The sequence below is a fragment of the Streptomyces sp. NPDC107454 genome, from assembly GCF_055582885.1.
This window is the reverse complement of record NZ_JBVJPA010000047.1, coordinates 1-12355: the sequence shown is the minus strand read 5'-3', so window position 1 is coordinate 12355 and position 12355 is coordinate 1. Positions and strand designations below refer to the sequence as shown.

Annotated in this window: 10 protein-coding genes; 4 read left to right on the top strand and 6 right to left on the bottom strand. The window is 67.9% G+C overall.

What is annotated here, in order from left to right:
* Positions 1–314: transposase (locus ACZ69M_RS50810; protein ID WP_470060498.1), on the top strand; the 314-nt coding region annotated here is incomplete at its 5' end.
* A 208-nt stretch (positions 315–522) separates the two neighbouring features.
* The gene (locus ACZ69M_RS50805) at positions 523–831 is read left to right on the top strand and encodes a transposase (RefSeq protein WP_470060497.1); all 309 of its coding nucleotides are present in this window, start codon (positions 523–525) and stop codon (positions 829–831) included.
* Positions 832–901: 70 nt separating this feature from the next.
* Here ACZ69M_RS50805 and ACZ69M_RS50800 read toward each other — a convergent pair whose 3' ends face one another.
* The 5 genes from ACZ69M_RS50800 to ACZ69M_RS50780 all read right to left on the bottom strand — a co-directional run bounded on the left by ACZ69M_RS50800 (position 902) and on the right by ACZ69M_RS50780 (position 6708).
* On the bottom strand, positions 902–1477 hold the full coding sequence (locus tag ACZ69M_RS50800; RefSeq protein WP_470060496.1) for a helix-turn-helix domain-containing protein: 576 nt from the start codon (positions 1475–1477) through the stop codon (positions 902–904).
* A gap of 78 nt (positions 1478–1555) precedes the next feature.
* Entirely contained in the window at positions 1556–2971 is a 1416-nt protein-coding gene (locus tag ACZ69M_RS50795; protein ID WP_470060495.1) for an IS701 family transposase, read from the bottom strand.
* A 92-nt stretch (positions 2972–3063) separates the two neighbouring features.
* Complete coding sequence (locus ACZ69M_RS50790; protein ID WP_470060494.1) at positions 3064–3618, bottom strand: transposase; 555 nt, start codon at positions 3616–3618, stop codon at positions 3064–3066.
* A complete protein-coding gene (locus ACZ69M_RS50785; RefSeq protein WP_470060493.1) occupies positions 3588–4145 on the bottom strand; it encodes a helix-turn-helix domain-containing protein in 558 nt (185 codons plus the stop codon). The genes ACZ69M_RS50790 and ACZ69M_RS50785 overlap by 31 nt, the downstream gene beginning before the upstream one ends.
* 595 nt (positions 4146–4740) lie before the next feature.
* Entirely contained in the window at positions 4741–6708 is a 1968-nt protein-coding gene (locus ACZ69M_RS50780) for a SpoIIE family protein phosphatase (protein ID WP_470060492.1), read from the bottom strand.
* A gap of 915 nt (positions 6709–7623) precedes the next feature.
* On the opposite strand from ACZ69M_RS50780, the gene ACZ69M_RS50775 reads away from it, so the two are divergent.
* Both ACZ69M_RS50775 and ACZ69M_RS50770 read left to right on the top strand, forming a co-directional pair.
* Positions 7624–10200, top strand: coding sequence for a SpoIIE family protein phosphatase (locus ACZ69M_RS50775; protein WP_470060491.1), 2577 nt, complete (start codon positions 7624–7626; stop codon positions 10198–10200).
* 617 nt (positions 10201–10817) lie between these two features.
* The gene (locus ACZ69M_RS50770; protein WP_189189230.1) at positions 10818–11300 is read left to right on the top strand and encodes a cupin domain-containing protein; all 483 of its coding nucleotides are present in this window, start codon (positions 10818–10820) and stop codon (positions 11298–11300) included.
* Positions 11301–11850: 550 nt separating this feature from the next.
* On the opposite strand, the gene ACZ69M_RS50765 is transcribed toward ACZ69M_RS50770, so the two are convergent.
* Positions 11851–12355, bottom strand: a 505-nt coding sequence (locus ACZ69M_RS50765; RefSeq protein WP_470060490.1) for a transposase, incomplete at its 5' end; no start/stop codon positions are given.

The window sequence follows — 12355 nt, the reverse complement described above, 5'->3', positions numbered from 1 at the left end:
CCCAGTACGGCCGACAGCTCACCGTCCGGCCTCAAGGACAAGACGCCCTGCTCGAACGCGTCCGCGCCGAGCAGACCACCAAGGCGTGGAAGGAACGCTACGCCGCCAGGGCCGGTATCGAGGGAACCATCCACCAAGCCGTCGCCGTCGCCGGCATGCGCCGCACCCGCTATCGCGGCCTGGCCAAAACACACCTCGGCCATGTCCTGACAGCCACTGCAGTCAACTTGATCCGGCTCGACGCCTGGTGGACTGGCACCCCGCTCGCCCAGACCAGAACCTCCCGGCTCGCGGCCCTCGAACTCGCCACATGAACCAATTGGACAACAGGGTCATCGAGATCTTCTACAACCGCCAGAGACGACATTCAGCACTGGGCTACCGCACCCCCATCGAGTACGAACTACTCTCCGCACAAGACACCATCCACGCTGCCAGTTAGCCACCGCAGCTGGAACCCAAACAGTGGGGCAGGTCATCTGAGCTGGCTTGCCCTGTAGGGCAGGTGGGAAGGATGTCGCTGTGCCCAAGCCCTATCCCGAAGAGTTCCGTGAGGACGTCGTGCGGGTCGCGAGGAACCGTGGTCCTGGGGTGACGGTCGAGCAGGTGGCCAAGGACTTCGGCGTCCATCCGATGACGTTGTGGAAATGGATGCGCCGCGCGGGCATCGATGACGGATCCAGGCCCGGGATGACCAGCCAGGCGAGCGCGGAACTGCGGGAAGTACGTCGTCGGATCAAGCTGCTGGAGCAGGAGAACGAGGTCCTGCGCCGGGCGGCGGCCTATCTGTCGCAGGCGCATCTGCCGGGAAAAGGATCTACCCGCTCGTGAAGGAGCTGGCCGCGAACGGGATGCCCGTCACGGTCACGTGCCGGGTGCTGAAGCTCGCCAGACAGCCTTACTACCGCTGGCTCGAGAAGCGGTGGCTGACTCCGTGCTGGAGGAGGCGCATCGCGCGACGCGCTGTTCGACGCCCACCGTGACGACCCGGAGTTCGGCGACCGCTTCCTGGCCGATGAGGCGCGTGGTGCCGGGCCCGCCAGCGGTCCACGGTCGACCTGTCGATGCCGAGGTCGGCCGCGGCCTGCTGGTTCGTCCCGCCCTCCACGCAGCGCAGCACGATCTTGGCCCGTAACGCGAGGAACTGGGCGGTCTTGGCCTGCCGCGCCCACTGCTGCAACTGTCTGCGCTCAGCATCGTCCAGGACCAGGTCGGCTTTCGGCCGGCCGATCCAGCCGGCGTCCTCAAGCCCGGCCACCCGCTCCACGGCGAAAGCCCGACGCCACTTGCCGACCGTCTTGGCCTGGACACCGACGAGCCGTGCGACACCCGCGTTTGACATGCCATCAGCACACGCCAGGATGATGCGGGCCTTCTCGGCCGAACGCCGGTGCGGCAATTTCGTCCGGCGCACCAACTCGGCGCGCTCGGCCTCGGACAACGTGATCGCCACAGCAGAAGGCCCCGAATGCGACATGACGACAGGGTACTTACTAACCCTCAGGATTTCCGGCGCATCACACTAGCGGTGGTTTGTTAGCCCGGGCAGTAGAGGTCAAGAGGTCTGCCGCTGCCGACGGTGTTGATCAGTTCCTGGAGTGCTTCGGGCGGGGGCTTCGTCGACCATGCCCGCCAGTAGCGTTGCAGCGTGGACCAGGGCGTCAGCCAGCCACGGACGGCCCGTAGGGCTTGGGGCCAGCAGGCCGTCCGGGGCTGCTGGGGCATCGGTTCTCCCCCTCTCTAACGGGCCTGGCAGTGCGTCAGACCCGGGTGGCTGGTGGGCTGGGACGGGCGGGGGCGGGGCGAACCAGGTGTTCCAGCAGAAGCTGAATGCGCAGTTCACGAGTGCCTGGTGACGCTGGATGGCGGCATCGGAGCGGACCTGGAAGTCGGCCCAGCCGAGTTCGTCCTTGACCTGTTTGTAGCTCTGCTCGACCAAGTGCCGCAGTCCGTAGATCCGCACGATTTCGGCGAGGGCGGCGGGCGGGTACGGCGATTCGGCGACGCGTGGGGAGCCCGGGCGGGGCAGGTCGGTGGCCAGGTACCAGGTCGCCTTGGCCGGCAGCGTGGCCGGGTCGGCGGTGGCCACCACCAGGCGGACGTTGCCGTCCGGGCCCCACCAGCCCAGTCGGGCCTCGGCGGCCCACCAGGTGGCGGTGTGCCCGTCGCGGAACGTGCGCTCGATGCGCGACCAGTCCCCGGGATGTTCCGCATCCTGCCAGGTCAGGAGGCGGGCGGCGTCGACGGGGGTGTGGGTGTCGGGGCCGTAGGCCCAGGTGCCGTGCCGAGGCTTGAGGGCCATCACGAACGGCAGGCCGGCGGCGTGCAGGCTTGAGCGGAAGCTGTCCTCGTCGCCGTAGGCGCAGTCGGCGGTCACCGCGCGGAAGACCAGCCCGGCGGCCTTGGCCCGGGCGGCCAGGTCGGCCGCGATCTGCAGTTTGGTGCGAAAGCCCGGGTCGTTCTTGCCGCGGGGGAAGTGATGGGCCGGGGTGTAGGGGCGGGCGTGCACCGGGTAGTAGACGCGCTCGTCCGCCCAGCAGGTGGTCACGGTGACCACACCTCGGTCGATCTTCCCGACCGAGCCGAGATACTGCTTGCCCACATGCGCGGTCGCCGTCCCGTCCTTGCGGTCGCCGGAGTCATCCACCACCAGGACACCGTCCGGGTGCGGGGAGGTGGCCGGGTCGGCCAGCAGCAGCTCCAGCCGGCGGGCGTTGACCGCTTCCTGGTTCCAGGTCGACTCGGACAGGAAGAACTGCAGCCGCTGCACCGCCGCATGCTGAGCACCGGCCACCGGTTCGGCGCCGGCCAGACAGGTCAGTGTCTTGTTGCGGTCGCGGGGCAGCAGCAGCCCGGCCAGGTACTCGCGAAACCCACGCCGCTGGGCCAGCGTTCCGAAGAGATCATCGAAGCGGACGGCGTACGCTTCAAGCGGACCTGGCGCGGGCGGACACGGCAGCCGTTTCGTCATCTCGGGCTCTCCAGGCCGTAGTTGACGCCTTTACCTCACGCCTACTCCCGCACGGACCCGCCGTCAACAAACCACCGCTAGTGCTGGATTCCTCAAAGGAAGTACACATAGCGGCGGCGTAAACGCCTGGTGGGCGGTGCGGGTCTGCCCCAGATCCAGGGTCGGGCGCGGGCGTTGAGCTGGGCTGTGGCCACTTCGGTGGCGTGGGTGATGTGGTCGCGGTCGCCGAAGGAGCGTCCGGCCAGAGCAGTCTTGCGGAAGATGCGCCACCAGCCCTCTTGAAGGTTGAGCCAGCAGGCACCGACCGGTATGAACACATGTTGGATGCGGGGATGTTCCTCGAGCCAGGTCCGGGTGGACACGCTGTTGTGGGAGGACAGATTGTCGGTGATCACGTAGATGTCCCCGACGGGGTTGGCGTCCTCGACCAGCTGAAGGAACTGCTGGTAGAAGGCACTGTTACGGGAGGTGGCCGTCATCGTGACCTCGTGGCCGTCCCAGACGCGTAAGGCGCCGTAGACCCAGGTTTTCTCCGGTCCGCGGGAGTAGTCGAGCTCGTTTTTGATGCGGTGTCCGTCCGGCGACCAGCCCGGTGCCGGCGGGAAGGTGCGTGGGATCACCGGGCCGAGTTCGTCGGCGCAGACCACCGTCGCGCCGTCGGGCGGGCTGGTGTAGAGCTCGACGATCCGCGTCCTTTTCCCTCGAAGTCCACATCTCTCGAGCGGGTCCACGAGCGCGTGCGCCGCCAGCGCACCCCCTCGGCCAGCAGGATCCGGCGCACCTGGGAGCGGCTGACCTCGATGCCCAGGTCCCGGGCCGCGGCGGTCAGCGCGTCCAAAGTCCACTCCGAGGGCCCCAACTCGTCCGCGGCCCACATCTCGTTCGACGGCTGCACTTCCAGCCGACCCGGCGGCGTCAGCCTGACCAGGCCGACGATCCTCGAGCGCTCGGCCTCGGTGATCCTTCGCTTGCGTCCCTGCCCGCCCAGATCCTCCAGTCCCTCCAGCCCCAAGCGGTTGAAGCGGTGCAGCCAGCGGCGCACCGTCTTCTGACCGCACCGCAGCTCGTCGGCTATCTGCGGGACCAGCCAGCCGTTCCAGCTCAGCTCCACCATCCGGCAGCGCTCCACCACAACCTTCGGCGCCTTTCTGGCCGACGCCAGGCGGTGAACCACCGCTTGCTCGCTCTCGTCACGGCCCGGCCGTGCCCTCAGCACCACTACCCAGCACCCGCCCCCGAGCACCCGCAACTGCCCCGCTACCAGCAGCTATACCCACCGAAAGAGGAATCCAGCACTAGCGTGTGAGTCCGTGAGCCCGAGATTTCCCTGAATCGCACCGAGTTACAACCTTCTCCACTACTGGTCGAGTTACAACCTTCTCCACTACTGGTCAAGGCGACCGGCGTCGCTCACGCTCCGCCGGGCGCGCGGCCCGCGTCCGGCCGCGCCCACGCTCCTGCCTCCGTCCCGCTCGGCGCGCCGGCCGCCGCCGCGCGCCACATCAGGTAAGCCGGGGGCATGAGGTGAGAACCGCGGTGGCTGGGGCGGGCGCCGACACGATCTTTAGCCACCTCCCCGGTACGGGACCCGACGTCGAGCAAGACCGGGCAGGCAGGAGCCAGCCCGATCCGCGGCCAGCGTAAGGCCCCGTGGCCATGCCCGACCCCAGTCCTGGCAGGCCACCGGCTAAAGATCGCGCCAACGCCCGCTTGGGTACGCTCACCTGTAGTGGAGTCCACATAGAGGGTGTGGGAGGACGCAGGCGCCGTCATGTGCGTCGGAGGACCAGCACGGCCACGTCGTCGAGGTGGTCGAGCGCGACCGCGGCGTCGAGGATGCGGTCGGCGGTCTCCTCGGCGTTCAGCCCGTCGTGGACGGCTTGGGCGGCCAGTGTTCCGGCTCGTTCCAGTCCGGCGTCCAGCGTCAGGCCCGGTCCTTCGGCCATGCCGTCGGTGACCATGACCAGCGTGGTGTCCTCGTCCAGGGCGAAGGCCTCCTCGCGGTATTTGATGCCGGGCACGACGCCCAGGACTGGCCCGCCCGGCAGCTCACGAACACCGTGACTGCCGTCCCTGTGCGCGCACAGCACCGGCACATGGCCGGCGCTGGTGCCGGTGACCCGTCCACCGCGCGGGGCGACATGCAGGAGGGTGCAGCTGGCGAATCGTGCGACATCCATCGTGGTCAGCAGCTCGTTAGTGCGGGTCAGCACGGTTCCGGGATGCGGTTCCTGGTCGGCGATCAGGCGCATGGACAAGCGGACCTGTCCCATGAAGGCGGCGGCGTCCACGTCGTGCCCCTGAACGTCGCCGATCTCCAGGGCGATCGCGCCGTCGGGCATCACGAAGGCGTCGTACCAATCTCCGCCGATGTCCAGCCCGTCCCGGCTGGGCCGGTAGCGGGCGGCGACCTCCAGACCGGGGAGGTGCTCGGGCAGCGTGGGGAGCATGGTCTGCTGCAGCGCCGTGGCCAACTCGACTCGCGCCTGCTGCAATCGGATGCGCCGCAGCGCCTGGCCTGCCAGGTCGGCCAGCGTGCCCATGAGGGTCCGCTCGTCCAGGGACGGCAGGTACCCGCTGTCGTAAACCATCCCCCACGCCCCAAGTGGCTGATCACCGGTCTCGCTGAGGGGAGTGATCGCGAAGGCGTAGTCGGAGCCGAGCCGGTCGAGCCGCGGAAACGGGCCTTGCGGCCAGCGGTGGCTGTGGTTCTTCCGGTCGGGGACGAACTGCGGCTTGCCGGTGCGGATCGCCTCGGGCAGCGGACTGGGATGGCCCAGCCGCAGGCCGTGCAGGGCCTCGACCTCGCGCATGGCTATCCCGGCATCGGTGGAGACATGCAGGCGGTCTTCGTCGACGAGTGCGAGCAGGGCGCCGCAGGCCCCGAAGGTCGCGGCGAGCCGCGTCAGGACGACCTGCTGCAGCTCCTTCTCCGTGGCCGCGGTGATCAAGGCGGCGGAGAAGTCGGCGATGTCCCTGGCGCGCTGTCGCTCGGCAGCCAGTGCGGCCTGCGCCTTCTGCTTGCGCTTCTCCTGTTTGGTGTCGTCGCGGACCACCCCGAAGATCCGTTCGGGGCCGCCATACCCCAGCTGGAGGCGGCGGGTCAGGGCGGCCAGTTGGTGCCAGCCGTCGTGCTGGGTGAGGTATCGCAACCTCACCCAGGGGGACTGCTGGATGGGGGCCGAGCGCAGGAGCTGCCGGAAGGCCTCCCGGTCGTCGGGATGCACTGCCGCGATCACCCTGGAAAGCGGCGCAGTGGAATCCTGGAAGAGCGCGGTCGCGACGGGTGCGCCACCGAGCCACTCCAACTGGCGTCCCTGGGGTGAATACATCCACAGGCCGAGGTCGGCGGCCTCGGTGGCGAGCCGGAACGGGATCAGCAGGCTGGACAGGTCGTTTCCCGCATCCAGTGCGTACACCCAGACCAACTGATCGCCCCCGGCGGGATCCTTCACTTGCCGCGCCTCGATCAAGCAGACAACGGGTACTCCGCTTTGCCCGGGGAACTCCAGCACCCGCATCGCGGCCGTACTCGTCCTGGCTGCGTGGCCTACCAGACTCTCGGCCGACGTCCGCTGGCTTGCAGGCCAAAGATCACCGAAGTCACGTCCCAGACACTCTTCCGCCGACCTGCCCAGCGCCGAGGCCATCGCGGCGTTGAGGCCGTGCATGGCACCGTCCAGCGTCAGAAGAGCCGACGGGCAAGCCCTTCGAAGAAATTCGTTCGAGACGTCCATCTGAGGCTCCCTGGGGCGCACGGCAAAACAGCCTCTTCAGTCATATTCGCGTATTTCGATGCGATGTATTAGCCGAAGGGGGTGTATGACCGGATGCGTAGAGTGACGACGGCGCGGAAACCGCTTGAAACTGTGGGCGGCGGACTGTGATGAGGATGAGGGGGCAACGGGGCTCGGTTGCCATACAGCCGCGGAGTACAGCAACGGGCCCGCGCACGGCGCGGGCGCGCCCGGCGGCGCGCTAAGTGCTGCGGGCGGAAGCGAGAAAGCCACCCACGGGCCAAAGATATGCCTCCGGCGGGGATCGGTCGGCACCGGGCTGGAGAGGGCGCCGTTGCCGAGTGCGGGCACGTCGTGGCGTGCGCGGGGAGCTCCCATCCCGTCCGCCGTCGACCCAGGCAAAGCCGAGCAGACGCGGCCCATGGCGTCCAGGGCGTTCGTACAGCGGCGCGCTCCACCTGGACAGCATGGACCACGCCCGCTCCACGGTGTGTGGGTCGACGGCGGACGGGATGGGAGCTGGGGAGAGTGGTGGGTGAAGGAAGCCCGGGACCTTGAAGTCCCGGGCTATATGCAGGGGGTGCGCGGTTGTGGTCTGCGCATCCTGGGAGGTCGGGCCGCCGCCCTGCCGGATCTGCGGTGCCCGCGTGTTCCACCCCTTCCACGTGGTCCTGCGGCGGCCGTGGTGGACCGCGTCGGCATCAGCCCCGGCTGCAGCCCTGTCACAGATCGGAGCCCTGCCCGGTCAACCACCTAAAAGGTACAAATCTCAACGACTTGATCTCAGCGGGACCCGGCCGAGGTCGCCCATGTCCCGCCGGGACACATGCTGCTCCAGCCGTCCACCCCGCCGTGGTCCTGGTCGCCGCAGCCGACCCGCGTGAGAACGAGTCACCTGATGAGGAGGACAGCTCGATGACCAACACGGACAGGGTGACCCTTGGCAAGCAATTGAACACACGCGAGGTATCCGAGTCGGCGGTCGCGATGCTCGACGAGCGTGGGACGGTGGTCGCATGGACGCAGGCCGCCAAGCAGCTTCTGGGGTACTCCGCCAGGGAAGTGGTGGGCCGGTCCGCCGCACTCATACTGCCGCCTTCCGAGAAAACGCCGACAATATCGGCGCTCATCGAGCAGTGCCGTGCCCGAAATGACTGGTCGGGCACGATGACGGTGCGCCACCGCGACGGCCGCATGCTCGACATCAACCATCGGATCTCGATGTTGCGGGGGCAGGACGGAACATTCCGGTGGCTTGTGTCCGTCACCGACATCGGCACGCTCTCCCGGGAAACAAGAAACGGATCGCTGCGGGAGTCGCTCCTCACCCACGCGCCGATCAGCATCGTCATTCGCGACCCGCAGCTGCGTTGCGTCTGGGTGAACGACACAGCAGAGAGTCACGACGGCATCTCCCGTGACCGGCGGTTGGGCCGGCGACTCGCCGATTCACTGCCCGGCTTCGAGGCCGAAGCCCTGGAAGCGGTGCAGCGACAGGCGCTGCGGAACGGCACCACCGCGGTCCACGAGTACCGGGCGTGGCCGACGGAAGATTCCAGCCGGGAGCATGCATTCGCGGTCTCATACTTCTGCCTCCAGGACGCGGACGGCAAGACACTGGGGCTGTGCGGCATCAGCGTGGATGTCACCGGCAGTCAGCGGGCGCGCGAGCGCCTCGCCATCCTCAGCCAGGCCAGCACGCGTATCGGCAGCACCCTGGACGTCATGCGGACCGCGCAGGAACTGGCCGACCTTGCCGTGCCCCTCCTGGCCGACTACGCCTACGTCGACCTGAGCGAATCCATCCCGTTCGGCGAAGAGCCCTCGACCCGAATCGACACGCCGAGCGATCGCCCTACCGCTTTCCTCCGCGCCGGTCAGGCCTCGATCCACCCAGGAACCCCAGAGTCGCCCTATGCGCGAGGGGAGACGGTTTTCGTCCCCCCGACCTCGCCGCTCGCCAGCGCACTGCGCACGGGAAGGTCCCACCTGGAACCGGTGCTGGACACCTCCCCTGGGACATGGGTCGACCACGACCCAGCGCGGGCGCAGAAGATCCGCGAGTACGGGATGCACTCCGTGATGGTCGTGCCCATCATTGCGCGGCGCGCCATCCTGGGTATCGCGCTGTTCCTACGCACCGAGGACCCCGTTCCGTTTCACGAGGATGACCTGCTGCTCGCCGAGGAGCTCGTCACCCGGGCCGCGCTGTCCTTGGACAACGCCCGCCAATACACGCGCGAGCACACCGCGGCCCTCGCGCTGCAACGGAATCTGCTGCCCCACCGTTTGATGGGCGGCGCGGCGGTCGAGGTGGCCTGGCGCTACCTGCCGGCCGACGCGGACGCCGGCGTCGGGGGCGACTGGTTCGACGTGATTCCGCTGTCCGGCGCCCGAGTGGGCCTCGTCGTCGGCGATGTGGTCGGGCACGGCATCAACGCCGCCGCGACCATGGGCAGGCTCCGCACCGCCGTGCGCACGCTCGCCGACCTGGAGATGCCCCCCGACCAACTGCTGGCCCATCTCGATGACACCTTCCAGCGACTGGCCGAGCAGGACCCCGACGCCGCGGACCAGACCCCCACGGTCATAGGCGCCACCTGTCTGTACGCCGTCTACGACCCGACCACCCGGAAGTGCACCATGGCACGGGCCGGGCACCCCCCACCCGCGATCATCGACCCGCAGGGACAAGTCACCTTCCCCGACCTGCCCACCGGAAGCCCACTCGGCATCGGGCTGGGCATCCCCTTCGAGGCCGTGGAGCTGGAACTGCCCGAGGGCACTCTCCTCGCCCTGTACACCGACGGCCTGATCGAAACCCGTGACGACGACATCGACGTGGGAATGCGCCGCCTGGGCACCGCCCTGGCCCAACCCAGTCACTCCCTGGAAGAGCTGTGCACCCGAGCCACGGAGACCCTCCCACGCCAGGCGCCATCCGACGACATCACTCTGCTCCTGGCGCGGACGCTCTCCCTCAGCCCCACCCAGGTCGCCTCCTGGACCCTGCCGAACGACCGGACCGCTATCCCCAACGCCCGGCACATGGCAACCCGCCAGCTCACCGAATGGGGCCTGGAAAGCCTCCACGACGCCACACAACTGATCGTCAGCGAACTAGTCACCAACGCCGTCCGCCACAGCACAGACCCGATCGGACTGCGCCTGATCCACCACCAAGCCCTGACCTGCGAAGTATCCGACACCGACGCCCACTCCCCGCGCCTGCGTCACGCACGCACCACCGACGAAAACGGCCGCGGCCTCTTCCTGATCACCCAGCTGACCCGCAGATGGGGCGCCCGCCCGGAATCGGACGGCAAAGTCATCTGGGCCGAACAAGCCCTGGACTCCGCACCCTCACACGCACCGGCCCCCGGCACGCCACCCCCCACGCAAGGAATAACCGAGCCATCCCCCTCCGCCGCGAGCATCCGGCATGCTCCCCTGCGAGGGACACCCCGGCCGCCCAAGCGGGGCCGCCTGTGAGCCGTCCCAGGGAGACCAAGGACAACCAACGACGACAGAGAACAACGGCGTCCTTGCTGGTCAGGAAACAGTGGCTGCAATCCGCCGAGATAGCCGAGCCACGACATCACTTCTTCGGCCACTGGTGGAGCTGGGCCCGCCCGTCGACACGCGTGCCGTGCCCATGCGTGCTCCTACCTGGCCGGGACCGTGCCCCTTGCGTGCCCGTTCCGGCGGGACGCAGCGGGGACTCACGGGGAACAGCGGTGCCGATCGCGCTCCGGCCCAGGTCAGGGAGTTGCCAGGTCAGTCGCCATCCGCATACCCCGTCTTCCAAACTAGCTACGCGGGTTCGATTCCCGTCGCCCGCTCCATATGGCGTAGGGCCAGGCCAGAGGTTCATTCCTCGGCCTGGCCCTAGTCGTTTCCGGGGCTCCGATCAGCCCTCCGTACAGCCGCTGCACTCCGCAGGTGCCGGCGACGACCGTCTGCACAGCGGCTGCGCGCGTGAGAATTTGGAACTGGGGTGATGGGATGTGTCACACATGGTGGTCGCACCCGGTCTCCCTTGTGAGGGGTGGCCTGCACACGCCCCCTCAATGCATCGTCGCGTCAAGCATACGTAGGGAATGGTGTACATGTCGTACCCGAAGCAGGTGTATTTCGGAGATGGCGGCGAGATCAGCGCCAATTTCCGGCCGGAGAGCACCGGACCCAATCTCGGCGAGCCCGGCAAGGACGCCATCCACTATCTTGCGACCACAGCCACCACACGAGGCGAGTTCGGACTCTACCGAGTCGAGATGAGTCCGAAGGCAGGCGGCCCCAAGACGCATTTCCATCGGTCCATCTCGGAGTCGTTCTTCATCCTCGACGGAACCGTTCGCCTTTTCAACGGCGAGGAGTGGGTCGACGCGCAGAAGGGCGACTTCTTGCACGTGCCGCAGGGTGGACTTCACGCCTACCGCAATGACTCTGACGCGCCGGCTCAAATGCTGCTGCTCTTCGCACCGGGCGCACCGCGTGAGAAGTACTTCGAGGGACTGTCGCAGCTGGCCCATGCCACGGATGAGGAGCGAGCCAGGTTCCTCGACGAGCACGACTCGTACTTCGTGGAGTAGCCCGTCCCACCGGGTGCCGCCTCGGCGCGGTCCCACCTGGCGGCTCCTCGTGAGACCGCCGGGTGGCCGAGCACCGAGCGGCTCACCGGGCGGCCGGTCACCGCCGGGGCCTGGCGTTCGCGACCGCGCGGCGTGCGGCGTGCGGCGACCAAGTGCCGAAAATTAGGTATGGGTTGGTCTGCCCCCCCTTTAACACACTGAAGGCATGGACGGACTGTACGTGGTCAGGCATCAGCCTGGGTCCTCAGCAAGAGCCATCGCGGCAAGCGGCTCTTGCACGGCCCCGAGCTCCTGACCGAACTCGTAGTCTGGGTCGAGTGGCGGGAACTCAAGGAGATCGCAGAAGTGCTCTCCACCCACGTCCTCCACTGCATGGAGCGTCACGACGAAACCCCGTTTTGTCGGCTCTATGGAAACCCACCAAACTCCAGCTAGGTTCTCTGGCTCGGCTCGAATGAACTACACCTCCACAACTCCAGGGCTGAGCTGTCGGTCGATGCACAGGTCGTGCAGTACGCAGCTACTGAAGTTGAAAGCGTGATGTCGGTGGTCAGTCGTCCATGATCAGGCCGGTTTCGGCGAGACAGCCGTCGACGAGGGCCGGGCGGTACTGGATCCGCTTGAGCCGGCGTTTGACGGCTCTGGTGATCTGGCTCAGGTCGGCGGCGGCAAGGTTGGCGATGTCTCGCTTGACCAGCGACCAGATGCCCTCGGTGGGGTTGAGGTCCGGTGCGTAGACGGGCAGTTGGAACACGGTGAGCCACTCGGCGTTCGCATCGATGAACTCCCTCATGCCCCTGGTCAGGTGGAGGCCGACGTTGTCCCAGACCAGCACAATCGGGCCGCCGAGCTGGATGCGGGCGCGGACGATGAGATCCCGGAAGTCCCGCCAGCCGAAGCCTTTCGGCTCGTCCTTGCGGCCCCGGTACCCCCGGATCGCGTAGATCAACCTGGCCCGCACACCGGGCTTGTAGCAGGTCATGCCCGCCATCGAGACCCGCCCGGAGCCGCGGCCCCTCACCCGCACGACCGGGGTCTGGCCGATCCTGCCCCAG